Below are 25,157 nucleotides of genomic sequence, written 5' to 3'. Positions count from 1 at the left end.
ACTTGACTGACTACTATCGTGACTGCTGACAAGGGTGTTAACTGAATTATTTCTACTTTACATCTCTGGCTAAAAGGTATCGCAGCCAGTTCAAAGCTGCCAAGTAATTAAGCTTTAGCCAAGTTTTCAGCAGCAAAGTCCCAGTTGGCCAAGTTGTCTAGGAAATTCTTGATGAACGCTGGACGGGCGTTTTTATAGTCAATGTAGTAGGCATGTTCCCAAACATCCAAGGTTAGGAGTGCCTTCTGACCATGAGCTAGGGGATTTTCTGCATTTGGTGTTTTGATCACCTTCAGCGTACCACCATCATCGACGAGCCAAGACCAACCGCTACCGAATTGAGTTGCAGCCGCGTTAGAGAACTCTTCTTTGAATTTGTCGAAGCTACCAAAATCTTTATCGATTTTGGCTGCGAGTTCACCTGTGGGTGTGCCACCACCTTGGGGTTTCAAGGAATTCCAGAAGAAAGTGTGGTTCCAAACTTGGGCCGCATTGTTGAAGATTCCTACCTTAGAAGAGTCTTTAAAGGAAATTTTGATCACTTCTTCCAGCGACTTATCAGCAAGTTCTGTACCTTCAGTGAGCTTGTTGAGGTTGTCTACATAAGCTTTGTGATGCTTGCCATAGTGATACTCGAAAGTTTCAGCTTTCATGCCAAAAGGCTCTAGAGCATTCTTTTCAAAGGGTAGTGGGTCTTGTACAAATGCCATTGTGTCAAATCCTCTCTTTACCGGTTTCCAGTTTTAAGCTATTGCAGATGTTTGGAAAATTAATAGCTTTTATTTTTAGAGGTTTTATGTCTTTAATCAGGGAACATAAAACTTAACATCGTCATTCTACTACCAAAGTGAATATGAAAACAAAGTACTTCGGTGATAAGTCAAATCGCTAGCAATTCCTGACTATAAATAAAAATGACTAATATTTCATTATCAGGACTTACGCAAAATATCTCTAAAACTTTCATTTCTCTGTGTTCTCTGCGCCACCCTGCGGGTTCGCTCTTAGCATTCTCGTAGAGTAGCCGCAAAGCGTCTACTGTGGTTCGATTTTTCGTTACCTGTGCCTAAGTCCTAATTATGAAAGGCCAATAACTAATTAGCATTTAGCAATTAAAGCTTTCATACTTCTATCTTTAGTAGGATTAATTACGATGTGAAAAATCAGTCGAAAGCGAGATTGATTTAATATTTAAATAAATTTAGAATATTTTTACAGCTGCCTAAAGATTAGATTTTCGAGTCGCGTCTTGATTCTGACTCCTGAATTCTTCTTCAATTTTGAGGATGGTGAGTGATTATTCACTCACCCACCACCCTTTAAAACTAAAAAACTAACAGCAAATAGCGGTAATTAACACTGAGATAAACGCTGTTGGTAATAGTTAACGATTTGTGCGGTGACTTCAGAAACGTCCAAACCATCAGTTTGAAGTTCGATCGCATCGGCAGCTTTTTGCAAAGGAGAAACTTTGCGTGTACTATCTTTCCAGTCACGTTCGGCAATGTCGTGTTCCAGCTGCTCTAAACTCACTTCGGGTTGACCTTGGGTGTTAAAGTCTTGATGGCGGCGACGGGCGCGTTCACTTACAGAAGCGGTTAAGAAGATTTTCACTTCGGCATCGGGGAATACATGAGTACCAATATCCCGACCTTCAGCAACTAAACCACCTCTTTTACCCCAACTTTGCTGTTGTTTAACCAGTGCTTGACGGACAGCGCTTTGTGCCGCGATCGCCGATACAAGAGAAGTTACCTCAATGGTGCGAATTACCTGGGTAACATCAGTGCCATCAATCCAAACCCGCACGGACGATTGTAAATCCTGGTTAGGAGTAAGTTCAATTTTACACTGATTAGTTAATTCTGCGATCGCACACTCATCATCAATATCAATCCCCTTTTGCAATACTAACCAAGTGACAGCACGGTACATCGCTCCTGTATCTAAATACACTAAACTCAGGTTTGCTGCCACTTGCCGCGCCACTGTAGATTTTCCAGCACCAGCCGGGCCATCAATGGCGATAATGGGTTGACGATCGCGCAATATTATATTGTCAATCAAACGTGTAGCACCAAGACGAGCTGCGATCGCCAATATTCCTTCCTCCTCAACTTTTTCTAAAGACATCAACGTAGTCGGTTCAACCAATTCAATATATTCCACACAGACCGTGCTGACCATTGCCACTTCTTGCTGTACCACTGCTATCAACTTGTTGCTATTGCGATCGCCAGCAATAAATGCAGCTTCAGCTCGTCGCAAGCCACGATATAATGCAGCCGCTTGCTCTTGTGCCGTTGCAGTCAAATATTGATTGCGAGAACTGAAGGCAAGACCCGACGCTTCCCGCACTGTTGGACAAGCAACAATTTCTACTGGCAAATTTAAGTCAGCTACTAAGCGTTTAATAATTGCTAGTTGCTGACCATCCTTTTGACCAAAGTAGGCACGGTCAGGCTGTACCAAGTTGAAAAGTTTGGTAACAATCGTAGCAACACCCTGAAAGTGACCCAGCCGAGAACGACCACACAAGCCTGTGATCATAGCAGATGGGGGGATAACTTGTGTAACCTTAGATTCTTGTATATTCTTCTGAGGAACTGCCATTTCTCCCGGAGTCGGTGCAAAAATGGCATCTACCCCAGCTTGTTCGCAAAATTCTTGGTCTTGCTCTAAAGTGCGGGGATAGCGTTGATAATCCTCATTAGGAGCAAATTGTAGGGGATTGACGAAAATACTCACAATCACCGTAGAATTTTCGTGCCGCGCCCGTTGGATTAAGCTTAAATGACCTTGATGTAAATTCCCCATCGTTGGCACCAGACCAACTGCCGTCTGATACCAGCCAGTCATCTCATCTAGTCTCAGATCCTCAGTAACCGCAATTAGCTTGTTTTCTGAGCAGCGTTTAGTTAAATAGCAGCGTAAAGCTGCAACTGTTGTCAGCAAGCGCACAAAAATACCCCTAGTTCTTATCGATCCCTCCCCCGTTAGTTTATATCCGAAATAGACGGAAGAGGTGATTGAACGTTAGGAGTGCTGAGTGCTGTTAGCGGATAGCTAGGGTTTAGCCCGTGCTGAGTTAAGAGTTAGGAGTTAGGAGTAGAGAGACGCGAAAAATCTTTGTCTGTACAAGAGTTAGGAGTTTTGTTTATCTCCTTGTCTGCCTTGTCTCCCTTGTCTGCCTTGTCTCCCTCACTCCCCAGCCTCTAAATTATTTCCCCAAGACCTCAATATGTACTGGTGCAACACCACTGCCCATCATTCCCAAAATCCGAGCTGCGCCAGCAGATACGTCGATGATTCGACCTCGAATATATGGGCCTCGATCGTTAATCCGCAGTACTACAGAACGACCGTTGCGGGTGTTGGTTACACGCACTTGCGTACCAAAGGGTAAGCTGCGATGGGCGGCAGTCATTTCTTCTGGATTGAATCTCTGACCGCTAGCAGTACGAGTACCAGAGCCATCATAGCCGTAATAAGAAGCCATGCCTCTCAAGGTGGCTCGCACTACTCCGACGGCAATCTGTTGGGGTAGCTTTGGTATTGATATTGGTTGACGCACTGGTAAATTCGCAATTTCTTTTAGGGGAGACGCATTGCCTAGTAGTCTCCGTAGGCGATTGGTTGCTTGCAATGCATCTTGCGCTAGATCGTTGGTAGTACCTGCTAATCGCGTACCTTCGTTGATTTCTACCAACTCTTCGCCATTAATTTTGATTATATAGCGATCGCCATTTTGTTGGAGGGGAACGCTTTTGTTTTGGGCTTGGTTGGCAGTAGATTTTTCCCCTGCTTTCCAACTGACGGTAATCTTACTACCATCTACGTTTTCCCGGTTCAACTGGTTAATCTTAGCTGCTATTACACCAGCTATCTGAACCGGGTCATTGTCACCCTCGCTGATCTGGTTAATCGCATCTGTTGCGTTCCCAGTATTCAATGCATTCGGTAAATTGCTAGCAATAAGGGCGTACCCTTGTACGCCCCCAGTATTGCCAATTGCACCAACTTTTTTAGTCTCAAGATTCGTATTTGATACAGAACTCAAAAAGGTCAGAACAGGTATATTTTTGATAAAAAGGGTTGCCGCCTTACGTCCTCTAATGTTGTGAGGATGAATTTCTGTAATCACAGCATCCAAGGTTTGTTTCCCTGCTCTGGATTGGTACTCTCCCACCTTAACCACATCAGGGGCAGGTGATTTTTGGGATGCTAGCGCATTCCCCTTGGTGGTTTGAGTGCAACCGACTGAAGGTATACCCAAAGCAGCCATAGACAGGGCAACAATAATCCACAAATGTCTTTGATTCATGCGTCCGTTTTTGAAAGCGACTGTAGAACTTAAAGTTTTATAACTTGCGGGATTTTTCACTAATGAAAGTGATTTCCCTTTTGAAAAACTCGAACTCGTTCCGTTTTCACTTTGTTCCTTATAACTGCAACAGACTAACACGAACCTTTTGGCATGGGGATCAGGGTTTTAGCGTAACTATCGGCCACTTTCTCAAATTCCCATGCCAATTTGAAGGGCGAAACCTTTCTCAAAAGCGGACTTTGGCTATGTAACGCTTTTTAATGCAAGTCAAAAATTTATTAAAAAAACTTTACGCTTATTTCACACTAAAGTAGCGATACCCTATTCACATCACTTCTAAAGGCTCGTAACTACTCGTGTATTCTAGATCACATTGATTTTAGCTATTTCCTATAAGAAGCTAATATAACTTTTATTAAATGGCATCGGCATAAATACTTAAAATCATTTATTTAATGAAATATTTAGATTTAACTCTGAATAAGTCGTGATATGAGTTACATCTTAAATAATTATGCAAATTAGTTTGAGTCTAATCTCTTTTTTTAAAGTTTTTTCTACTTACATCAATCATTACTTTTGTTCTCCATAACTAGACTGATATGGGTGATATATATAACTTCTTGATACCGTATTGCTGAGTATAAAAAAAAGGACAATACCCAAGTTAATATTTTTCAGGATTAATGACTTAAAAATTAAGAAAACTTTGCGATCGCTTGGATAACAGATGTTTCATGTAACAAAAAATACATCTTATCTGGTTTAATTTCAGTAATTGCTCAAGGATGATTTTTGAGAGCAAGCTGTTTTTGACAAAATATTTGTAACTGTAGGGATATACAGGTGTACCTCTTCTATATATAGTAGGTATTTTGGGAAATGCCATCTGCCTAATGACTAACCAAGCACATCCAGGAGATTTAGAAATAGAACCATCGCCATTATTAGCTTTTCTTTACGAGTTGCATTCCCAGTACAAGTCACTGCGAGAGGGTGCAGTAGCGAAATACATTCCCGAACTGGCAAAGGCAAACCCGGATTTGTTCAGCATTTGCATTGTGACAGTAGATGGTCAGGTTTACAAAGTTGGGGACTACGAGCAACTTTTTACCATTCAGTCAATTTCTAAGGTGTTTGCTTATGGACTTGCCTTAGAAGATCATGGACTGGATTACGTTTTAACTAGAGTTGGCGTAGAACCGACGGGGGATGCATTCAACGCGATTGTTTTGGATGAGCAATCGAAGCGACCTTATAATCCAATGGTAAATGCAGGTGCGATCGCCACTACTAGTTTAATTATAGGTTCCGGCCCTACTGAACGCCTCAACCGAATGCTAGATATGTTTCGGCGATATATTGGCCGCGACGTGCTTGTTGATATTTCAGTTTTTACCTCAGAACGCAGTACAGGGCATCGCAACCGCGCAATGGCGCATTTGATGCTCAACTTTGGCATGATTGACCCGAATATTGAAGAGGCTTTGGATCTTTATTTCCAGCAGTGTGCTGTGATGGTGAATTGCCAAGACTTAGCAGTGATGGCGGCTACTCTTGCTAACAGAGGTATTAACCCCATCACCAAAGAACAGGCGGTAGATAAGCGTTACATCAAAGATATTTTGAGTGTGATGTATACCTGTGGGATGTACAACTTTGCGGGTGAGTGGGCTTATAAAATTGGGATTCCGGCGAAAAGCGGGATTTGTGGCGGGATTATCGCCGTTGTACCCAATAAAATGGGCATCGGAGTTTTTTCACCGTTGTTGGATGTGCGTGGTAATAGTGTACGGGGGGTAAAGGTTTGTGAAGAACTTTCCCAAAGGTTGGGTTTACATCTATTTGAGTGTTCAGGTTAAGAGGCGAAATTTAAACCTCTAGCAAACTTTAGTTACCCCCTTTAAGGGATTTCCAAGAAATAAATTATCCATCTTGTGGGGTGGGTATCCTGCCATTGGTGTCAACTTAAGCCTGGGCGAATGGAATGAGACTGTTGGTCAATTCTCGATGGGTTTGACCCCTCACCCCTAAAACATTGGTTTGGCGTTGCTTTCCCGCCCTGAAATAAATTTCGGGCTAATAGCTCAAGTCCGTTGAAACGGACTGAAATTAGAGTAATGAGGAATGATGGGTTAAACCCCTTATTAATTCGCCAACAGTCTCATGGAATTCGCGGCTACACAAACAAAGTCTGCCTACGCGGACTAAGAGAAAATTAATGTTTTTAACCCGCGTAGGCGGGTTTCGTCTGTGTAGACGCGGTTTCTAACCGCCCTTTTAACGTTAAGTTGACTTCCATGCTTCGCGATCTTCCCACTCATCCCGCAACTGATTTACCCATACCTGAGCATCCATTCCCTCTAGTAGATTGGGAGCTATCCCATAAAAATCAGTCACCTTATGCTTAGGCTTTTCAGTTACAGCAACAGCTTCAACAGATTGCTTGATCTGCTTCACCAAATGCTCTAATACCTGCATCTGCTCTACTAGAGTCAATTGATCAATTTCACTTAAAACACGCTCAATTGAAAGGCTCATTATTTAGCTCCGTAAATAATCAGAATTTAATTCTAAATGTAGAACCCCAACTCCTCTAAAGATTTAGGACTGCTATATTTCAGAGATGTCTATTCAAACCCTCTTAAATAGGGAGCAATATATTTTTGTCCTCGTTCAATGTAGTAGGACGAAAAGAGAGTTTCATAATTTTGCTTGACTAATACCATAGCTCGCTCCATACGTTCATGCCCAATGACAATAAACTGGGCTATTGATGCAGCGTAGTATTCACGCTCTGACTCTTTAACATTGTTTTTAAATGCATCTTTGTAAAGCGATCGCACTGCTTGAATAAATGCTTTTTCTTCGTCATCAAATTCAATTTGACCCTCACTGGGGAAATATAATTCTGTCCGTTTCATAAATCCCATGACTAGATTCATACATTCACGGGTCTGTTCTAGAGACAAACATTCTTTATCGCCGCGACGAAATCCCCATTGAGTGCAACCATTAGTTACTTCTAACGCCCGCAGTTTGCTAAATTTATCTAGAGCTTCATCAGAAAATTTTTCAACCTCTTCAATACGATTTTCTATGAGATTTTTAAACCCTTGAAAATCTTCTTCAAAAAACTCTTTTAATTCTTGAATCTCTGTCAGCTTGTCCCAGTAAATCGTGCGTTGTATTTTCATAATTAAAAGCTGAGTAATTGACTCAGAGTATCGTCTTTGCTAAAGTTGTTTTGACAGAAAATCTGTTTAGTTATATGTGATAGGTGGAACGCTCGGAATTTTGGTACACAATCTGGATTAAATTTCATGCGATCGCTCTGTTATAACCTTTATTTTTAAGCAAATTAAACTGGTTCAGAAACTTGCTCATCTAGACGGCGAAACAAAAACACCCAAAGTGGTAAGGAACTATTAATCGCAATTAGTCGCACTAAATGACCAGTTGTGACAATTTCAACATTATGATTCAATGCCAGGGAAACTAGAATCATTTCTGCCGATCCTCCTGGTGCTGTGACTAAAAGACAGGTTAACCAGTCCCAAGAGGTTAATTGCATCGCAAGTATAGCAGCGATCGCTCCGGCTACGAGAGTCATGCCCACAGACATCAAAGCATAGCCGACAGTCCGCTTTTTAAAGTTGGGTTTGTCTCCCCAATATTCACCAATGGTAATTCCCAGAAGCATTTGACCCAATAAGTTTATTATTGGCGGCGGACTAAAGCTAATATCACCCACAAAAGGCAGCGAATGTAGCAAAGGATTAAACCCGATCCCAATCAACAATGCACCAAAGAAATCGCCGGCAGGAATTTTAAATAATATAGCTGGATAAACTACTAATCCAGTGATTAGCAGTACTAATAAGAGTAATTCTAGTTGAGATGGATCGAGATTGAGCCAAGCAGCGTTGATTGGGAGTGTTTGCGGATAATCATTACCAACTGATGTCCTAGCGATGAAGGGAATTAGAACAACTACAGAGGTGACGCGAATCGCCTGAACGAGGGCAACCAAGCTAACATTTTTATTGTAATCGGCTGCGATCGCTGCCATAATTCCGACACCACCAGGAACTGTAGCCAGCATTGCTGTAAATAGGTTGGTTTTGCTGACGCGGGAGTAAATGTAACCGATACAGCTTCCACTCAACAGCATAAATAAGGTAAGAAAAATAAATATGGGAATACCAGAAGCAACACTGGCTAGATTAGCGTGGGCATTGGAAGCCCCGACAGTTAAGCCGACAAGTGCCATTCCCACTTTTCTGGCGGTGCGGTTAGGTTGGGGAGAATATTGATAAAAAATGCGACATCCTTGGAGAATAACTGTACCAGCCGCAATCCCGCCAAATATCCAGGCAACTCTGCCAATTTGGAATTTTGCCAGGAGTAAACCCAGAGGTAATGCCAAAAGCATTTCCAAGGTAAGGACAATTAGTTGCTTCCCAAATAGCTGTTGTTTAGTAGCAACAGGGTTTTCATGAGTGTGTTTTTTTAGGCTGGGAGTACCACTTGCACTTTGATTCATCGATACTAAGCTTTTTTATCAGTCTAAGCTATAGGTGCAAAAGTGGAGATCTGGCGATGCGATCGCACGCTACACATTATCCGCACAGGTATGTATGCCAACTGCTTTACTAATTAGTCCTAATAAACATCAAAAACCCGATCTTCACGATCGGGTTTTTGAGTGGAAACAATGGGGATATATTCCCCGAAGGTTAGTTATAGAAGTTCAGTATAATATCGATGCTCTAATATGTACTACCACCCAGTTGTTACCGATTCCAGAAAATTAGCTAAGATTTTTTGACTAGTCTTCCTTTATCAGAAAAATGGGTATTGTGCTAATCGTTATTTTTTGAGTTTTGTAGTATAAACTGAGCCTATTCATATTGATGCTAAAAACCAAAGCATAGGTATTGATTTAGGCTTGAAAACTTTTGCATTCATGAGTAATGGCGAAACGGCTGAAAGTCCTAATTATTCAAGTAAGAATAGAAAAATTCGCAAACTCCAGAAAAAACTAGCACGTCAGCCTAAAAAATCAAAACGCAGAAATATCACTCGCGTTAAGATTGCAAAACTGCATAATCAAATTACAGATACCCGCAAAGACTTCTTGCATAAACTATCTACCAAAATAGTTAGCGAAAATCAGACTATTGTTTTGGAAGATTTAAACGTGTCAGGAATGGTTAAAAACCGCCGATTGTCTAGAGTAATTAGCTTGCAAGGATGGAGAGAATTTAGGAACTTGTGCGAGGCTAAATCCGAAAAACTTAGCCGTGATTTTCGCACAGTTAACAGATGGTAACCTACAAGCCAAGTATGCTCCGAATGTGGATTTAAATGGGGCAAAGTTGACCTTTCTATTCGTTCAATACTTTGCTTAAATTGCAACACTGAACACGATAGAGATGGGAACGCCGTCAAAAACATAGAACAAGTCGGGATGGGGAATCGCCACGACTCTAAACGGACGCAGAGGAATTGTAAGACTATTTCGGTAGCAGAATCCGTTGAAGCGTCAAGAATCACTGCTCATGCTGGACGGTGAGTATTTCAACTTTCAAAATACAGCAACCTACTGGTAACATCAGCGTGTAGGATTAATAAATATTAATCGGCTTTTGCTGATGAACAACCCATTTGGTAGCTGGCAAGAATGGCTAACAGTATTCATCTATCTAGGTTTCACCGTCTTCATTATCTGGTGCGTGTTTACCGCCGAGAAGAATTAAAAAAGCTGCATATCATCTCACCAGGGCCTTTTTGCTCAAAAGGCGAAACCGTCCCAGCTTGTTGAACCTTGACTCGTTCCCGACAATTGTAAACTTCTGTGGGTCTTTTGATGCCATCCACGCTAACGGTTACCCTGTATTCCCAGTAATTTTTAGCACTTCTGCTGATACTGAGAATGCAAATCTGGTGGCGTAGCCCGTCGTAGACATCGTAATTGCGACATACAGATGCAAAAGCCGGATGCACCACGCAGAAAGGTAGTATTAATAACAACACAAATATTATGTATTTTATTCTGCTCATAAAAAATTATTTAACATTATTTGGAAATATGATTAAAGTTTTAAACCTTTTGAGTTGATTCAATTACTTTTCCTAGTTTGACAGACCAGACTAGCAGACAACGCATGAGAGCAGCAGCAAAAAAGCTCACAATGCTTTATGTGCTATTTTCAGCTAAAGTCAGATTACATCTGGCTGGGTTTCCACCATTTGTATCTGTAGTCTTATTTTGGAGAATTGATATAACAAATGTGCAAAAAAAATCAGTCGTAAGGACGATAAAATTGCAACCAAAAACAAATTTTGAGCAATCTTGGATTACACGCTGTTTTGCAGCAATACTGCTCTTTGGTCAAGTGTGGCTACATTTACTCCAAGGGAAAACGTACTATCGCAAGATTTTGCAACATCTTGTTACGGCTGGGCCAGGTTCTATCTCTCCAGTTCTCCTTGTTAGCGGTTTTGCCGGAATGATTTTTACTATTCAGACGGCGAGAGAATTAGTAAGATTTGGGGCTGTTGATGCTGTGGGAGGTGCTTTTGCTTTAGCTTTTTGTAGAGAATTGGCTCCAATTTTGACCGCTAGTATTATGGCGGGACAAGTAGGTTCTGCTTTTGCAGCAGAAATAGGTGCAATGCGAGTCACCGAGCAAATTGATGCACTTTATATGCTCAAAACCGATCCCATTGATTATCTAGTACTTCCTAGAGTAATTGCTTGTAGTTTGATGGTACCTTTGATGACAATTTTGGCTTTAGTTATGGGCATCATCGGCGGAGTTTTTGCCGCATCAAAGTTTTACCAAATTATTCCCGAAACATTTTTAGAATCAGTCAGAAATTTTTTAGAACCGTCAGATTTATTTATTATTTTGCTAAAAGGGTTTATTTTTGGAGTGCTGGTTGCTGTCATTGGCTGTAGCTGGGGTTTAACTACTAAAGGGGGAGCAAAGGAAGTAGGAGAATCGGCAACAAAAGCAGTTGTTACTAGTTGGGTATCCATTTTTATTATGGATTTTTTCCTCTCTCTACTGCTGTTCGATCAACCTGCGTTTTAAACCGAAGTAAATAGTAAACAAGATTCCTGGCTTTTTTAAGAAGTTGAGAATCTGAGCGAAAAAGAAAGTTATGGGTAAGCTTTTGATATATTTTTTGATATATTTTATCACGTTAGCGGAATTTGAGAATATATAAACTTGTAGATTAGCGCACCCAAAGCTAAACCTCCCAATGAAAAGATAGAGGCAGTTGAAAAAGCTAGCCCTTCCCTAAGACCCGCTCTTTGAAAGTCTATCCTGACTAATATAGTTGCTGAAATGATGAGTAAAGTATCAAGAAATACCCGAAACCAGGCAATCATAATAAAGAATAAGAAAGCTGCTAAGACGGCAACGCCGAAAGCCCTAGTATTTGATTGCAGAAAAAGACTGTAGTAATATGTCATCTTCGGCCAAGGAGCCGTTAAAGTTACAATTAGAAGCAAGATAGCAACTACGGTTGCCACCCATACAGATATAGAAGCATGTGTTTCAGATATTACCCAGCCCAAAGTACTGTAACTCAGCAGTACTAGCGCCAGGGATACCCAAGGAACTCTTTTCAAAATTGACATGGGTTTATATTTCTAGTATGGGGTTAAGGTCTTATTGCTTGACACTCCTCGACCTAAAGGTACGTTCGCGTTTTTAACGAATTACCAGTATAAATGGACATCGGTAACAGAAGAAACCATAAGTTCTTACAGATAATATGTAGATTTTGAATATATGGCTTAAACTAGTAAGTTTACCATCATATTTTTATAGTAGCTTCAATCAATAGACCTTTATGCTATTCCCAAGAAAGCCAAACAAGTTTGTCGAGAATTGCGGTACAAATTAGTTAAAGATTTGTAAACTGTTAGCAGCCGAGTAGCCGCGTGTCACATCTTGTTAAGGAATTATCATGAGACAACTTATTATTGCTGAACGCGTATGCCTCATTGGTCATATCGCGTCAAAAGCCTTTGGACTGGTAGGGATGCTACTGGTAGTACCTAATGCCGAAATAATTTTTAACTTATCGCAGGTAGGAGAAACTGCCGTACAGTTAAGTATGGCTGGCGGTGGTGTAGTTGATATCATCTTAGGGACAATAGCTGTTTCTATTTATGCCTACCGGACATTGGGATTAGGAACTTGGCTAGCATTTATGCTACCGGCTATGTTTATCTCTTTGGGGAGTGAACTACTGGGAACTAGTACAGGGTTTCCATTTGGTGATTATAGCTACTTAAGTGGCTTGGGTTATAAAATTGGGGGGCTAGTTCCTTTCACAATTCCTCTATCTTGGTTTTATGTTGGGTTGTCGTCTTACTTAATTGCGAGAACTGGTTTGAAAGTGGCTCAAAAACCCAGTTGGGGTCGCCATATTGCTGCTATCGCCGTTGGTGCTTTGCTCTTCACTTGCTGGGACTTTGCCCTTGAACCGGCTATGAGTCAAACTTCTCTGCCGTTCTGGTATTGGGAACAACCAGGAGCTTTTTTTGGAACACCTTACCAGAACTATTTAGGTTGGTTTGGGACTAGCGCTCTGTTTATGAGTGTGGCAGGATTATTGTGGAGAAATACCTCGATTAAATTAGAGCGATCGCAACTCAATCTACCTTTAGTCGTTTATTTAACTAACTTTGCCTTCGCCGCCGGACTCAGCTTGGCCGCTGGATTCTCCATTCCTGTGTTAATTGGCTTATTGCTAGGTGTGATTCCGGCTGTAGCGCTGTGGTCAAGGAGTTCAACCACACCTGCTCAAGTTACTGTTGAACCAGTAACCAAAGAAGTATCAGTAGCAAAGGCAAAGGTTGAAGTTGCCTTGAAATAAGTCTAGAAATTAGGGAGTGGGGAGTAGGGGGCAGGGGAGACAAGGGAGACAAGGGAGACAAGGGGACAAGGAGATAAACAAAACTCCTAACTCTTGTACAGACGCGATTAATCGCGTCTCTACTCTTAACTCTTAACTCCTAACTCAGCACGGGCTAAACCCTAGCTATCCGCTAACAGCACTCCTAACGCCCAATGACTAATGACTAATGACTAATGACAACGCTTTGATAGTAGAAAGCGCTATCTCTCTTTTATTGTTACTTATCCAAGTACCAGCAACTGCAATTCTGTTTTCGCGCTTATTAAAGGGGCCAAGACGCAATCCTGCAATAGAACCCCAACAGCCGACACCTGAGCTTTTGGGTAGGGTTAGTATCGTCGTTCCCACACTGAACGAGGCGCTTCGCATTAGCCCTCTGTTGGCTGGTTTAAGTCAGCAAAGCTATGAAGTTCGGGAAATTATGGTTGTAGACAGCAAATCCAGTGATGGTACTCCCGACTTGGTAAAAGCCTCACAGCAGAAAGATCCGCGCTTTCGCCTGATGACAGATGATCCCTTACCCTCTGGTTGGGTGGGGCGACCTTGGGCGTTGCATAATGGTTTTCTATATAGCTCACAGGCTAGTCAGTGGTTTCTGGGGCTGGATGCTGATATCCAACCACATCCTGGTTTAGTTGCTGGTTTGGTGAAGACAGCCGAAACACAAGGCTATGATTTGGTTTCTCTTTCACCTCAATTCATCCTCAAATATCCTGGGGAGTGCTGGCTACAACCGGCTTTGTTGATGACTCTGCTTTACCGATTTGACCCAGCCGGGATCGATACAGAGCAACCAGAACGCGTAATGGCAAATGGGCAGTGTTTTTTGTGTCGCCGCTCCGTTTTAGCTGCTGTGGGTGGTTATAGCAGTGCAAGTGGTTCTTTTTGTGATGATGTCACCTTGGCACGGAATATTGCTATCCAAGGGTATAAAGTAGGCTTTTTAGATGGCGCGAAGGTGTTGAAGGTACGGATGTATGAAGGGGCGATGGAGACGTGGAAGGAATGGGGGCGGAGTCTCGACCTCAAAGATGCAACTTCTCGTTCTCAACTGTGGGGAGATTTATGGCTACTCACATCGGTTCAAGGTTTACCCATTTTAATTGTCCTAACTTTTTTGTTGATTTCTCCCACACTCTCATATTCGCCCACTCCCCTATTTTTACTGCTGGGACTGAATTTATTCCTGCTGGTGATTCGCTTTGGTATGCTGATTGCGATCGCACCTTCCTACGATCGCACAAACGCTAAAGGCAGCTGGTTATTCTGGCTTTCCCCTTTGGCCGATCCCCTAGCTGTCCTAAGAATCTTCTTATCTGCGTTCCGCACCCCACGCGAGTGGCGGGGACGCAAGTATAGTGCTGAGTAGGGAGTGCTGTTAGCGGATAGCTAAGGTTTAGCCCGTGCTGAGTAGGAAGTTTAGAGTGAGCAGTGAAGAGTTTAGAGTGAGCAGTGAAGAGTTAAAAATTCAAAACTCAGGACTCAGCACTCAGAACTCCTTAGTCCTCTTCCCCTCCTACTTGATCCCCGCGTTCTAATTCCCAAAGAATTTGATTTCCTTCACGGCGTACCCGTGACACTATCCAGTTTCGCCAACGCCATTGATCTCCACGACTGGTGACAGCGCTGGCGTGGACATCCATCAAGTCTGCTAATTCAGAACTGGTTATTAAGTAGCCTTTTTCAGAAATTTCGTCAGCTATACGCAGAGTTTCAACCAAGCTGCGAAGTTGCGATACCCTCATTTCTGATGGTTTTTCATCGCTTACAGTCGCAGTTGGCCCAGTTGATGGTTCCATAACGGTTATTTCGGGTGCAGAAGTACTGATTTTTTGTGGACTTTGGTTAGTTATTCTGGAGTTTTTTTCATAATCAGCTACTTTTGCTACATTTAGTTCATTTGTGGAAGGTAAAGATTTATAAAAATCTATGGAAGATAATTGTTGTAGGGAGGGGGTTTTGCCACTTGCATAAGTGCGAGCGATCGCATCACAACGTTCGTTACCTATGTTACCAGAATGTCCCCGGACGTGTTGCCATTTTACTTGTTGGGTATTGAGTTCATCTAAGATTTCTAAAAGGTCTTGGTTTTGGACGGGTTTACCATCTGACTTTTTCCAGCCTTTATTTTTCCAGCCTTTCACCCACTTGGTAACGCAGTTAATCAGGTATTCGCTATCGGTATGAAGGGTAATGGGTTGGGCTTGTTGAGATGTTTGCAGAAATTCAAGGGCGGCGATCGCAGCTTGCATCTCCATTTTATTATTAGTGGTATAAGAGGATGCATCGCCCATTTCGTGGATTGAACCGTCGCTGAAGTAGACGACAACACCCCAACCACCAGGGCCAGGATTACCAGTGCAAGCACCATCAGTGTATATGCTTTGAATTTTGGGTTGGGTGGACATAGTTTGGGTGGACATAGTTAGGATATCAAACCGCGAAGGTAAGAGTTATTAGCGGCGAATTTTTTAACAATATCCAGGATATTATACTGATAAAAATTCTTGATTCTGACTCCTGAATTCTTCTTTAATCCTCATAATGAGGCAAATTTTCCATTTCTTCAGTAATTAGCGTCTGAAAATCTTCGTCACAATGATTCCCTCTTTTTCTGACTTGTATTTTAGTTGTCTGGTAAATTCTGACAACCACAATCACTAATTGCTTTAGCTAAATTATGGTTCTTTACCAGGTTCTTGACTGCCAAATTCTCGACAACGATATTCATTTTTGAAAATACGCTTTTAGGTATATTTATTTTCCTAACTCCTAAAAAAATGGGCGAACCGGGAGTAATTATATAATTCAAGCTGTTGCAGCCTACAGAGTCTTTCTAGACAAGGCGTTTAGGTTCTAGGACTAAATCGACAGCAGCGCTAAAATCTTTAACGATTAAGTCGGGGTGGTAAAGTTCTAATTGGGTGCGATCGCGGATACCAGATTCTACAGCCATCACTTTAATACTATAATTTTTAGCAGCAGTGATATCGGCTTCCGTATCTCCCACCATCCAGGTATCAGCAACTGGGGGCAGTTCTTTTAATGCCCTAGCCATTAACAAGGGCTTATCTTCAATATCACGAGTTTTAACGTAGTCGTTACTCAGGCAATAACAACGATCTTCTGGGAAAAATTTACCTAAATCGTATTTTTTGAAAGCATAATCTAGTTCTCGAACTCGGCGCATGGTCATAACTGCCAAATCAATTCCAGCTTGTTGAATTTTTAACAGTGCATCCACAGCACCAGGCGCGAGAGTATCATAGTTAAAATAATGTTCTGTATGCACAGTTTGCCGCCGCAATTGGGCGAATTCTTGGGCTTGGGCTTCGTCTAACCCGGAATTTAAGGCGATTTGTTTTTCAGGAACACGCGATCGCTTTAACTGCCAAAATTCCGCTTTCGGAAGTTCTTGCACTTCTTGGTTTGGGTGACGGGTTTTCTCTAAGCAGAATTGATAAACGCGGTAATACCGTTCGGAAACATCAATAATGGGACCGTCGAAGTCAGTAATCAGTCTTAGCATCGGCGGAAAATGTTAATTTTTATTAAAATTATCTCAGAAAAATCAACTTGTTTGGAGTCTGGCTGAATTTCAATTGATATTTTGTACTCAGGCATCATTGCAGCGTACCGCGTTTGATTTGTTCGCTTTCAATGGCTTCAAATAAGGCGCGAAAGTTACCTTCGCCAAAACCTTGAGCTTGGAAACGGCGTTCTATAAATTCAAAGAAAAATGTCGGCTGTTCAAATATTGGCTGGGTGAAAATTTGTAGTAATAAGGGCGCAGTATTTCCTCCCTCTAAAGAAGTATATTCTTGCCAGTCTACGAGAATTTCTTGTTGGGCGATCGCTTCTAGTTCTAGAGGTGATAGGGTGAGTCCTGGACGCTGTTTTAGCTGGGTGTAATAGGTTTCGGGAACCGAGAGTAAGGATAAACCACTAGCACGAAATTTAGCGATCGCACTCACAAGATTAGTCGTCCGCAAGGCAATATGTTGAATTCCTGGCCCCCGATTGACATCAAGAAACTCCTGAATTTGAGAATTCCTCGAAGCCGGTTCATTAATTGGCAATTGGACGCTACCGTTACGCGAAACCATCACCTGACTGTGTAAAGCAGAGTGATTGGTTTTAATTTTAAATGCTTGCTGGGGTTGAAAATCTAGAATCTTTTCGTACCAAGCTACAGCACCATCCAATTCACCAACTGCCACGTTCAGAACTACGTGATCTATGGCGGTAAAAGTGTTGTCATTGGTTATTTGTTCTTTGTCATTTGTCATTTGTCCTTTGTCAAAAACTAATGACCTTTCGATCAAAGTATGAGTCAATCCACCCCAGGCGGCAATTTTGCCATATTTGAGAAATTCCGTACCCACCTGGCGTTCCTGGATGGGTTGTAGAATTGTAGCACCGTGTTTTTCAGCTAGGGCGATCGCGCCTTCAACATCTTCCACAGCAAAAGCGACATCTGCCACGCCAGGTGGATATTGGCGCAGAAACTCAGCTACTGGACTTGTAGGCAATAGTGGTGAAGACAGAAAAAAGCAGACATCGCCACTTTTTACCACTTCTGTACAAGTGTGAAATGAACTGATGCGATCGGTTACTGCTTGAAAACCAAGATGGCGTACAAACCAGTCCCGCCACACTTTGGCATCTTCTACATAAAAATGAACGCGATCAATTTTCATAGATATTGAAAATCCAGCATAACAGTTTATATATCTGTAAATTTTGCCTTTTTTGCTAGATTTTCACGTCCTTCCTAAGCAAGAATTATGTACACGTACTGCCACTCTAAAAGAACAAATGACTATCAGGTTGAATGTTAATTTCCATTGGCACAGCTTGCGGTTCGGCAGAAAGGGCAAAGAAAATCGCATTGGCAGCAGTTTCAGCACTGAGCATTTTTTTCCGGTCTACTTTTAGGTTGACGTTATCCCAGAAAGGAGAATCTACCCCACCAAAGTAGAATAACGTGAACTTGATACCAAAACGCTTTAGTTCCTCTGCCATGCATTTGCTGAAACCAACAACACCAAATTTAGAAGCCGAATAAGCAGCAGCCATCCCCATCGAATGCTTACCCAGAATTCCAACTACATTACAGATGTGACCAGACTTGCGCTTTTGCATCTCTTCAGCCGCCGCCTGAGTGGTGTAAAAGCTGCCTTTTAAGTTGACATCTAGCATCTTGTCTAAATCAGCAGGTTCCAGGCTGTTGTAGGGCTTGAGTATACCAGCACCAGCCGCATTCACTAAAATATCGATTTGACCAAACTCAGCGATGGTTTTTTCGATCAAAATATCTACCTGTTGGGGGTCAGTAATATCGGTAGGAACAGTCAAAACTTGTCCTGGTAAATCAGCAGCCAGTGCGGTTAAACGAACCGCATCTCTCGCAGCCAACACCAATCGGACTCCAGTAGGCGCAAGTTTTTGTGTTAAAGCTGAACCAATACCACCAGTAGCACCGACAATAACAACAACTTTATCCTGCATTGTATTATTTACATTTCTTTACATCTTTTTACATAATACAGAATTACAGGCTCAGGTTGTACGTAAACATCTAAAAAGTATTTACTCGCAGAGTAGCGCCATTACCTCATATTCCTTGCCAATCGCCTTTAATGTAAATATGGGAGATGATTCTAAATATTTAGTAAAATTGGAACCTAACTTTAATTTTTTAATAATTGAATTAGGAGATTCCCCAGTTATTCTCCGTAACTCTGAGCCTAGCTTAGACACAGATAATTTAGTTTCAGGAGACTTGATTTGTATATCTTGAATAATTTTTAAGAGCATTTTATCTAATGTTTTACCATTAGGATTTTCCGCTAAATCTTCTTTTTTTTCTTCTTCTTGAATAGATTCAGTAAATGAGTTATTTAAACCGGGGATTGTTTTCTCAACTTCTGGTTTTTTGGGATGCTCTTTAATATTAATAAGATCGCATCTTTCTTGAAATAAATTCGCAACATTGACTAAACTGTTTAATCGCTCATTAATTGATTCCTGTTCAGTTTTAATTAAATCTTCAATTATCTCAACCACTTTTTCCAAAGATGGAATTTCTGCTGCCCTTGCTAAGGAATAATCAGTAACTTTGCCACTATTTCGGTTGTCTATATGCAAAGTTTGCCCTTGTCTACGAACCCAATAAACAATCAATCCTTGGTTTTGAAGTTGGTTACAAAGGTGAATCAAGATTCCATCGCCAGAACAGACCAAGATTTCTTTAACTGTTGGATAAGAGTCTAAAATACAAGAACCAAATGCGATCATTTTTGCATCAGCACTGTCCTTACCTCCAGGTACATGGACAAGTTGATAGCCACGGTTATATAATTCAATATCTTGCTTACCAGTACTTGAATTTCTCCAGTTAGCAAATGCTATTTTCACTTGCAGAGGATACTTGCAGATGCTAGCTAAAAATAATTCTGAATTAATATCTAATTTTAAGTTTTCTGCATCCAAAAGTAAAAGAGAAATTCCTGTTTCTAGCTGAGGTTTAATTTCATTTTTTTGCTGAATTTTGAGAAGTAATTGATTGAACGCAGCAGATTCTAGCCAATCAGACGATAATATAGTTTGCAGCAGTTCTTCAGCTAAGATAAAACTAAAAGGGCTAAGACTTTTCTCTGTAACTTTTTCTTCTGATAGGTTTTTTACTAAAAAAAGTTCTCTAGCTTCAGGTATAGATACTTTACTATGCCCGTTGCTGTTAGCAAGCAAGTCAGTTTCTAGGGAACGCGGGAATGCAGACTCAAGGAATTGTTTACCACAATTTTTGCAGAGGTAATTCTGCTTGTCATTCCGACGACCATTTTTACGATATGAAGTAGATTCGCACCGGGGACATTTCATGATTAGGTGGTATAGAGCAAATACTTGTCTTTAAATATATAGTATAAAAAAATACTGTCAATGTCAGTTCGTATTGCCCAGCACAAGAAAAACTCAAAGCAAGCGGAAATTAAATTTAACCCCTCATTTCCGCTTGCACCATGTAGTAACCCTCTGAATAGCTAGAATTTTAGAAACACTTCACATGACGCGAGCGAAAACGTAGTCACGGGTGCGACAATCCACAGGGTTAGTAAAGATTTTATTTGTAGTACCAAACTCAACCATTTGAGTAATGCGATTTTCATTACTATAAAAGAAAGCCGTAAAATCGGATAGGCGAGTAACTTGCTGCATATTGTGAGTAACAATCACAATTGTCAACTCAGAGCGCAAGTTATGGATCAAATTCTCAATTTTCATACTACCTATATGATCGAGACCTGAACAAGGCTCATCCATCAATAGAACGTTCGGTTTGACTGCTAAAGCACGAGCAATACATAATCTTTGCTGTTGACCGCCAGAAAGCTCTAAAGCAGATTTGTGCAGCTTATTTTTCACTTCATCCCAAAGTTCGGCAGCTTTGATGGCAGATTCAACAATCCCATCTAATTCGACTTTCGGATGCCATCCAACTAACTTCACCCCATAAGCAACATTATCGTAAACGCTCATGGGAAAAAGATTTGGTTTGGAAAAAATCATGCTAACTTGGCGACGTAAGCGATTGATGTTGACACGACGCTCATAGATACTCTGCCCATAAAATTCTACTTTTCCTTCAACCCTCACATCTCCTTCTAATTCAGTCATACGATTTAACGATTTAAGAAAAGTAGACTTCCCACAACCACTAGAACCAATAATTGCCGTGACTTGGTTTTGGTAAATATCCATTGACACGCCTTCAACTATCTTTTGAGTGTCGTAAGAGAAGCTGAAGTTTTTGACTCTGATGGCTGGAATTAGTTTACTCATATTCCTAAAACGTGTGAAACAAAACTTGACTAGGTAAAGTAGTAAAAATCAACGTCGCTGTTTCACTATGTTACCTCCAAAAGGAGAGATTCATGGAAATTACGTAGCCATACAGTAGCCATGCAGCAGATAAACTGTTAGTACGTACTTGTATTAAACTTGTGTGCCAAAATTTATCTTTTACAGACTTTTTATAGTTCCAAATTTTCTAGTCAAATATAATCAGACATGATAAAACTTGGGTTTAAGCAACACCACTTTTAGCACGTTCGCGCCGGAACAATGGAGTTAAACGCCAGTTGTTGCGGTTGCGAACAATATTTGTAATACGCCGTGATTTACCTTTTCCGCTAGGCAGGAAGCCCCGGAATTTTGCAATCTGCTTGTTGTAAAATTGATTAGCCGATTTTAGCGGCTTACCATTTACAGCAATCGGTTGGATTGTCGGATCGTTAAAAACAATGGTTGCGAGATTATCCACTCCAATGTCTATCGCTGCATGAAGAGGATTTAAGCTACAGAAAAAAGAAGAGGCATCGGCATTTTGTTTTAATACAAGTTGAGCAACTTTTGCAGGAAGTGCTTTGTAATTTTCGTCTTGTTTAAATAGAGAGTCTAATTTAGCTTGTGTTCGAGTTCCCCACCCATAGAAAAACCCTTGGCGTTGAGTGAATTGAGCCGTATTGTAAAGCTGGCGGGAAACTGTGGTAATTTCAGCGCAATAATCAAACCACTCATGCACCTCTTTTATTATGTGTTTCTCAACTTGACGTATCATAACTTTTTTCAATATTCAATTAATATACCATCTTTGAGGTAACTGAATATTTTTGATTAGATTTAAATATATTTTGTTTAAAGTTTTTCAATACTCATCTTTTGCCCCTTAACTATATATCATCCTTTCTTATGAAAAAGGATTTGGGCTGGTATAACATAAAAATATTAATATCATATACCCCTCATGGGTAGTGAGGAGTTAATTTATTTATAAAGATAAATTACTAATTTTTTTAAACTACACTTTATGAGTATTATCTAATACAAGACATCTCGACAAAAATCAATCAGTCACGCTAGAACGTACCTTAACCGAAACGCCCTGAAATGTAGTCGCGGGTGCGGGGGTCTAATGGGTTGTTAAAAATTTGCTCTGTAGCACCAAATTCAACCATTTGACCAATCCGACTTTCATCGGTGCTAAAGAAAGCGGTAAAATCAGAAACGCGAGCGGCTTGCTGCATATTGTGAGTAACGATCGCAATTGTCAACTCAGACCGCAAACTGTGGAGTAGTTCTTCAACTTTCATGGTAGCGATGGGGTCAAGAGCGGAGCAAGGCTCATCCATCAGCAGAACTTTTGGCTTGACTGCTAAAGCACGGGCAATACATAATCTTTGTTGTTGACCACCAGAAAGCCCTAAAGCTGATTTATTGAGCTTATCTTTGACTTCATCCCAAAGAGCAGCGCTGTGAAGTGCAGATTCGACAATTTCATCTAATTCTAATTTTGAATATCTACCTGCTATTTTCATCCCGTAGGCAACATTTTCGTAAATGCTGATTCCAAAAGGATTTGGTTTTTGAAACACCATACCAATTTGGCGACGTAACCGATTGATGTTGACACGAGGAGCGTAAATATTTTGACCAAAAAATTCTACATCTCCTTCAACTTTTACAGGCCCTTCTAATTCGCTAATGCGATTAAGAATTTTGATGAAGGTAGATTTACCACAACCACTAGGGCCAATAATTGCGGTTACTTGGTTTTTATAAATGTCTATTGACACCTTTTCAATTGCTTTTATTGTGCCATAGTAAAAGCTGATATTTTTAACTTTGATAGCTGGAATTAGGTTACTCATGCTTGCTCAGGGTGCGAAATAAAAATTTATCAAAACAGAATTCAGGAGTCAGGATTTAGAATTTAGTATGTATTCTGACCGAAAAAGCGAATAGTGCAGCGTAAAGTCTTTGTTATAGCTTTGCTGAGAGCGAGTCTGCAAACATCTTGATTCTGACTCCTGAATTCTGAATTCTTCTTCAATTTAGTCTTCTCTGCCTAATAACTAAGCGGGAAACAATACTGACACATAAAATTAAACCGAGTAGAACTATAGAAGTAGTCCATACTAATTGACTTTTTTGTGGGTCGGGGTCATTGTAGAGGTTAAAAATCAATACTGGTAAAGAAGCTGTTGGACTTAACAATCCTTCTGACCAATCTAGACTAAATAAAGAAGTAAAAATTAAAGGTGCTGTTTCACCAGCCGCACGAGCTATTGCTAATAAAATGCCTGTAGTAATTCCAGGGATTGCTGTAGTTACAACAATGCGAAAAGTAGTTTGAAAGCGAGTTCCACCTAAAGCAGCAGAGGCGAGGCGTTGAGATGTGGGAATTAGTTTTAAGGATTCTTCGGTTGTCAGTATAATTACAGGTAGCATAATCACGGCTAAAGCAAAACCACCTGCGATCGCACTAAATCCTTTAGTTACCAAAACTATCACACCATAAGCAAATACGCCGACAACAATTGAAGGCACGCCTGTAAGAATACTAGTGATAAAACGAACGATACTAGCAGCTGGGTTGGTTTGACTAAATTCTGCTAAGAAAATTCCTGTCATGATCCCTGTGGGAATACTTAAAATAGAACCAATTACCACCATGATTATGGTTCCCAAAATGGCATTACCAAAGCCATTATCAATAACTGCTTTGACAAACATTTCTGATTTGAGTCCAGATATTCCCCGGAAGAAAATTTCCCACAAAATTGATAATAAAGGAATGAGTGCTAGACCTGTCAAACCAAAGGCGATCGCATTCATTGCATAAGTAAATATTAATCGTTCTGTTGGCAGAGGACTGCATAATTCTGCCGCCAAAGATTCATCTGTTTCTGACTTAATATAACCACTCATAAGTTTGACAATTTTTGATTGATAAATGTAATGTCTTCTTACACTCAGCTATTTGTAGTAATCTCCAAATGAGATAGTACTATTTATTTTTCCTGCCAACCCACTTTACCAATAGTACAGCGCCAATATTTACAATTAGAGTTAACCCAAACAAAATTAATGCTAAATAACTTAAAGCACCTATATGTAAACCCGGTTCAGCTTCGGCAAATTCATTAGCTAATACAGAGGGAATTGTATAAGCTGGATCGAGCAAAGAAGCGCTGATTTGAGCAGAGTTACCAATCACCATCGTGACAGCCATTGTTTCACCCAAAGCCCGCCCTAAAGCGAGCATTGCTGCACTGACTATTCCAGAAAATCCCGATGGTAACAAGACTCGAAAAATTGTTTCCCAACGAGTGCCACCTAAAGCCATAGATGCACTACGTAATTCTTTAGGAATAGCCATTAAGACATCACGACTAATTGCTGCCATTGTGGGCAAAATCATGATGGCTAGAATAATTCCAGCAGTCAACATATTAGTCCCAGAAGGGTCTTCTGTATTAAACAGTGGTATCCATTTAAAAGTACTAGCTAGCCACTTTTGTAGAGGTTCTAGAACTGGAATAAACACAAAAATCGCCCATAAACCAATAATTACACTGGGAATTGCGGCAATTAATTCAACAACAAATGCTAGGATGGTTCGCAGCGATATAGGTAGAAAGTTTTCACTCGTGACTAAGGCTACTGCCATTCCCACCGGGACAGCAAAAAAAATAGCGATCGCACTACTTACCAAAGTTCCATAAATATAGGGTAATGCACCAAAAATCTGATTACCTGTATCCCAATCTTGACCCCACAAAAACCCCAATCCAAACTGCTTAATGGCTGGTAGAGCTTCGTGTAAAATTACCCAACTCATCAAAAATAGTACTGCAACGGTAATCACAGCAAAAAAGTATACTAGCTGTGTAAAACCTTGGTCAAACCAGAAATTTGTGCCGATGTTACCAGTTAGATTGAAATTTTCATCGCCTAGATTTGGATCATCTGATAAGTTTGCCATTACAAATCAATAAAATAGATTTTTTATTACTAGTAAAGCGAGTTATTAACTCAG

General features: G+C 40.7%; 24 protein-coding genes and 1 pseudogene. 7 read left to right on the top strand and 18 right to left on the bottom strand.

The features are described from left to right. Positions 1-107: 107 nt before the first annotated feature. The 3 genes from sodB to HWQ37_RS03850 form a co-directional block, all read right to left on the bottom strand. A complete protein-coding gene (gene sodB, locus HWQ37_RS03860) occupies positions 108-710 on the bottom strand; it encodes a superoxide dismutase [Fe] (protein ID WP_292744012.1) in 603 nt (200 codons plus the stop codon). A 643-nt stretch (positions 711-1,353) separates the two neighbouring features. Continuing rightward, positions 1,354-2,961 carry a bifunctional pantoate--beta-alanine ligase/(d)CMP kinase gene (locus HWQ37_RS03855; protein ID WP_292744009.1) on the bottom strand — a complete coding sequence of 536 codons (1,608 nt, stop codon included), beginning with the start codon at positions 2,959-2,961 and terminating at the stop codon, positions 1,354-1,356. 259 nt (positions 2,962-3,220) lie between these two features. Continuing rightward, on the bottom strand, positions 3,221-4,324 hold the full coding sequence (locus HWQ37_RS03850) for a septal ring lytic transglycosylase RlpA family protein (protein ID WP_292744006.1): 1,104 nt from the start codon (positions 4,322-4,324) through the stop codon (positions 3,221-3,223). Between the two features lie 899 nt (positions 4,325-5,223). Between HWQ37_RS03850 and glsA the strand changes: the two genes are divergently transcribed. Then, entirely contained in the window at positions 5,224-6,189 is a 966-nt protein-coding gene (gene glsA, locus HWQ37_RS03845; RefSeq protein WP_292744003.1) for a glutaminase A, read from the top strand. A 424-nt stretch (positions 6,190-6,613) separates the two neighbouring features. Here glsA and HWQ37_RS03840 read toward each other — a convergent pair whose 3' ends face one another. The 3 genes from HWQ37_RS03840 to HWQ37_RS03830 all read right to left on the bottom strand — a co-directional run bounded on the left by HWQ37_RS03840 (position 6,614) and on the right by HWQ37_RS03830 (position 8,873). Beyond that, a complete protein-coding gene (locus HWQ37_RS03840; protein ID WP_292744000.1) occupies positions 6,614-6,868 on the bottom strand; it encodes a hypothetical protein in 255 nt (84 codons plus the stop codon). 89 nt (positions 6,869-6,957) lie between these two features. Next, on the bottom strand, positions 6,958-7,524 hold the full coding sequence (locus HWQ37_RS03835) for a hypothetical protein (RefSeq protein ID WP_292743997.1): 567 nt from the start codon (positions 7,522-7,524) through the stop codon (positions 6,958-6,960). A 164-nt stretch (positions 7,525-7,688) separates the two neighbouring features. Beyond that, on the bottom strand, positions 7,689-8,873 hold the full coding sequence (locus HWQ37_RS03830) for an AbrB family transcriptional regulator (RefSeq protein ID WP_292743994.1): 1,185 nt from the start codon (positions 8,871-8,873) through the stop codon (positions 7,689-7,691). Positions 8,874-8,907: 34 nt separating this feature from the next. Here HWQ37_RS03830 and HWQ37_RS03825 point away from each other — a divergent pair, with 34 nt between their 5' ends. The 3 genes and pseudogenes from HWQ37_RS03825 to HWQ37_RS03815 form a co-directional block, all read left to right on the top strand. Then, positions 8,908-9,144 (top strand): hypothetical protein, encoded by a 237-nt coding sequence (locus HWQ37_RS03825; protein WP_292743991.1) that lies wholly within the window; start codon positions 8,908-8,910, stop codon positions 9,142-9,144. 89 nt (positions 9,145-9,233) lie between these two features. Further along, a complete protein-coding gene (locus HWQ37_RS03820) occupies positions 9,234-9,662 on the top strand; it encodes an RNA-guided endonuclease InsQ/TnpB family protein (RefSeq protein ID WP_363318086.1) in 429 nt (142 codons plus the stop codon). A gap of 15 nt (positions 9,663-9,677) precedes the next feature. Next, positions 9,678-9,905, top strand: a pseudogene (locus HWQ37_RS03815) (zinc ribbon domain-containing protein); the annotation flags it as partial. A gap of 164 nt (positions 9,906-10,069) precedes the next feature. Here the strand turns inward: HWQ37_RS03815 and HWQ37_RS03810 are convergent. After that, the gene (locus tag HWQ37_RS03810; protein WP_292743989.1) at positions 10,070-10,393 is read right to left on the bottom strand and encodes a hypothetical protein; all 324 of its coding nucleotides are present in this window, start codon (positions 10,391-10,393) and stop codon (positions 10,070-10,072) included. A gap of 263 nt (positions 10,394-10,656) precedes the next feature. Here HWQ37_RS03810 and HWQ37_RS03805 point away from each other — a divergent pair, with 263 nt between their 5' ends. Continuing rightward, complete coding sequence (locus HWQ37_RS03805; RefSeq protein WP_292743986.1) at positions 10,657-11,430, top strand: MlaE family ABC transporter permease; 774 nt, start codon at positions 10,657-10,659, stop codon at positions 11,428-11,430. Positions 11,431-11,537: 107 nt separating this feature from the next. Here HWQ37_RS03805 and HWQ37_RS03800 read toward each other — a convergent pair whose 3' ends face one another. After that, entirely contained in the window at positions 11,538-11,984 is a 447-nt protein-coding gene (locus tag HWQ37_RS03800; RefSeq protein ID WP_292743983.1) for a hypothetical protein, read from the bottom strand. Between the two features lie 332 nt (positions 11,985-12,316). Here HWQ37_RS03800 and cruF point away from each other — a divergent pair, with 332 nt between their 5' ends. Further along, positions 12,317-13,231 carry a gamma-carotene 1'-hydroxylase CruF gene (gene cruF, locus HWQ37_RS03795; RefSeq protein ID WP_292743980.1) on the top strand — a complete coding sequence of 305 codons (915 nt, stop codon included), beginning with the start codon at positions 12,317-12,319 and terminating at the stop codon, positions 13,229-13,231. A 208-nt stretch (positions 13,232-13,439) separates the two neighbouring features. Beyond that, a complete protein-coding gene (gene cruG, locus HWQ37_RS03790) occupies positions 13,440-14,642 on the top strand; it encodes a 2'-O-glycosyltransferase CruG (protein WP_292743977.1) in 1,203 nt (400 codons plus the stop codon). A 130-nt stretch (positions 14,643-14,772) separates the two neighbouring features. Here the strand turns inward: cruG and rnhA are convergent, their stop codons facing one another. The 10 genes from rnhA to pstC all read right to left on the bottom strand — a co-directional run bounded on the left by rnhA (position 14,773) and on the right by pstC (position 25,103). After that, positions 14,773-15,681: a ribonuclease HI gene (rnhA, locus tag HWQ37_RS03785; protein WP_292743975.1), complete on the bottom strand. Its 909-nt coding sequence runs from the start codon at positions 15,679-15,681 to the stop codon at positions 14,773-14,775. A 428-nt stretch (positions 15,682-16,109) separates the two neighbouring features. Continuing rightward, the gene (locus tag HWQ37_RS03780) at positions 16,110-16,802 is read right to left on the bottom strand and encodes an HAD family hydrolase (RefSeq protein WP_292743972.1); all 693 of its coding nucleotides are present in this window, start codon (positions 16,800-16,802) and stop codon (positions 16,110-16,112) included. Positions 16,803-16,896: 94 nt separating this feature from the next. Then, entirely contained in the window at positions 16,897-17,973 is a 1,077-nt protein-coding gene (hppD, locus tag HWQ37_RS03775; protein WP_292743969.1) for a 4-hydroxyphenylpyruvate dioxygenase, read from the bottom strand. Positions 17,974-18,079: 106 nt separating this feature from the next. Then, positions 18,080-18,784 (bottom strand): SDR family oxidoreductase, encoded by a 705-nt coding sequence (locus tag HWQ37_RS03770; RefSeq protein ID WP_292743966.1) that lies wholly within the window; start codon positions 18,782-18,784, stop codon positions 18,080-18,082. Positions 18,785-18,865: 81 nt separating this feature from the next. Then, positions 18,866-20,158: an IS1/IS1595 family N-terminal zinc-binding domain-containing protein gene (locus tag HWQ37_RS03765; protein ID WP_465249663.1), complete on the bottom strand. Its 1,293-nt coding sequence runs from the start codon at positions 20,156-20,158 to the stop codon at positions 18,866-18,868. Positions 20,159-20,338: 180 nt separating this feature from the next. Then, entirely contained in the window at positions 20,339-21,118 is a 780-nt protein-coding gene (locus HWQ37_RS03760) for a phosphate ABC transporter ATP-binding protein (RefSeq protein WP_292743961.1), read from the bottom strand. A 244-nt stretch (positions 21,119-21,362) separates the two neighbouring features. Then, positions 21,363-21,896 carry a transposase gene (locus HWQ37_RS03755; RefSeq protein ID WP_292743959.1) on the bottom strand — a complete coding sequence of 178 codons (534 nt, stop codon included), beginning with the start codon at positions 21,894-21,896 and terminating at the stop codon, positions 21,363-21,365. A 310-nt stretch (positions 21,897-22,206) separates the two neighbouring features. Continuing rightward, entirely contained in the window at positions 22,207-22,986 is a 780-nt protein-coding gene (gene pstB, locus HWQ37_RS03750) for a phosphate ABC transporter ATP-binding protein PstB (protein WP_292743957.1), read from the bottom strand. A gap of 178 nt (positions 22,987-23,164) precedes the next feature. Further along, positions 23,165-24,046: a phosphate ABC transporter permease PstA gene (gene pstA / locus HWQ37_RS03745; protein WP_292743954.1), complete on the bottom strand. Its 882-nt coding sequence runs from the start codon at positions 24,044-24,046 to the stop codon at positions 23,165-23,167. 79 nt (positions 24,047-24,125) lie between these two features. Next, the gene (pstC, locus tag HWQ37_RS03740) at positions 24,126-25,103 is read right to left on the bottom strand and encodes a phosphate ABC transporter permease subunit PstC (RefSeq protein WP_292743951.1); all 978 of its coding nucleotides are present in this window, start codon (positions 25,101-25,103) and stop codon (positions 24,126-24,128) included. Positions 25,104-25,157 lie beyond the last annotated feature (54 nt).

Source organism: Nostoc sp. NMS4, assembly GCF_017115095.1.
Taxonomy (GTDB): Bacteria; Cyanobacteriota; Cyanobacteriia; order Cyanobacteriales; family Nostocaceae; genus Nostoc.
Note: the sequence above shows the minus strand (reverse complement) of the source record. Positions and strands in the feature narration are given on the sequence as shown.

Excerpts from the sequence above, each read along its gene's own strand:
- HWQ37_RS03840 (WP_292744000.1), bottom strand. The coding sequence starts at position 6,868 with ATGAGCCTTTCAATTGAGCGTGTTTTAAGTGAAATTGATCAATTGACT.
- sodB (WP_292744012.1), bottom strand. The coding sequence starts at position 710 with ATGGCATTTGTACAAGACCCACTACCCTTTGAAAAGAATGCTCTAGAG.
- HWQ37_RS03810 (WP_292743989.1), bottom strand. The coding sequence starts at position 10,393 with ATGAGCAGAATAAAATACATAATATTTGTGTTGTTATTAATACTACCT.
- HWQ37_RS03850 (WP_292744006.1), bottom strand. The coding sequence starts at position 4,324 with ATGAATCAAAGACATTTGTGGATTATTGTTGCCCTGTCTATGGCTGCT.
- HWQ37_RS03760 (WP_292743961.1), bottom strand. The coding sequence starts at position 21,118 with ATGAGTAAACTAATTCCAGCCATCAGAGTCAAAAACTTCAGCTTCTCT.
- HWQ37_RS03835 (WP_292743997.1), bottom strand. The coding sequence starts at position 7,524 with ATGAAAATACAACGCACGATTTACTGGGACAAGCTGACAGAGATTCAA.
- cruG (WP_292743977.1), top strand. The coding sequence starts at position 13,440 with ATGACTAATGACAACGCTTTGATAGTAGAAAGCGCTATCTCTCTTTTA.
- HWQ37_RS03755 (WP_292743959.1), bottom strand. The coding sequence starts at position 21,896 with ATGATACGTCAAGTTGAGAAACACATAATAAAAGAGGTGCATGAGTGG.
- pstB (WP_292743957.1), bottom strand. The coding sequence starts at position 22,986 with ATGAGTAACCTAATTCCAGCTATCAAAGTTAAAAATATCAGCTTTTAC.
- HWQ37_RS03800 (WP_292743983.1), bottom strand. The coding sequence starts at position 11,984 with ATGTCAATTTTGAAAAGAGTTCCTTGGGTATCCCTGGCGCTAGTACTG.
- rnhA (WP_292743975.1), bottom strand. The coding sequence starts at position 15,681 with ATGTCCACCCAACCCAAAATTCAAAGCATATACACTGATGGTGCTTGC.
- cruF (WP_292743980.1), top strand. The coding sequence starts at position 12,317 with ATGAGACAACTTATTATTGCTGAACGCGTATGCCTCATTGGTCATATC.
- glsA (WP_292744003.1), top strand. The coding sequence starts at position 5,224 with ATGACTAACCAAGCACATCCAGGAGATTTAGAAATAGAACCATCGCCA.
- pstC (WP_292743951.1), bottom strand. The coding sequence starts at position 25,103 with ATGGCAAACTTATCAGATGATCCAAATCTAGGCGATGAAAATTTCAAT.
- HWQ37_RS03770 (WP_292743966.1), bottom strand. The coding sequence starts at position 18,784 with ATGCAGGATAAAGTTGTTGTTATTGTCGGTGCTACTGGTGGTATTGGT.
- pstA (WP_292743954.1), bottom strand. The coding sequence starts at position 24,046 with ATGAGTGGTTATATTAAGTCAGAAACAGATGAATCTTTGGCGGCAGAA.
- HWQ37_RS03765 (WP_465249663.1), bottom strand. The coding sequence starts at position 20,158 with ATGAAATGTCCCCGGTGCGAATCTACTTCATATCGTAAAAATGGTCGT.
- HWQ37_RS03830 (WP_292743994.1), bottom strand. The coding sequence starts at position 8,873 with ATGAATCAAAGTGCAAGTGGTACTCCCAGCCTAAAAAAACACACTCAT.
- HWQ37_RS03780 (WP_292743972.1), bottom strand. The coding sequence starts at position 16,802 with ATGCTAAGACTGATTACTGACTTCGACGGTCCCATTATTGATGTTTCC.
- hppD (WP_292743969.1), bottom strand. The coding sequence starts at position 17,973 with ATGAAAATTGATCGCGTTCATTTTTATGTAGAAGATGCCAAAGTGTGG.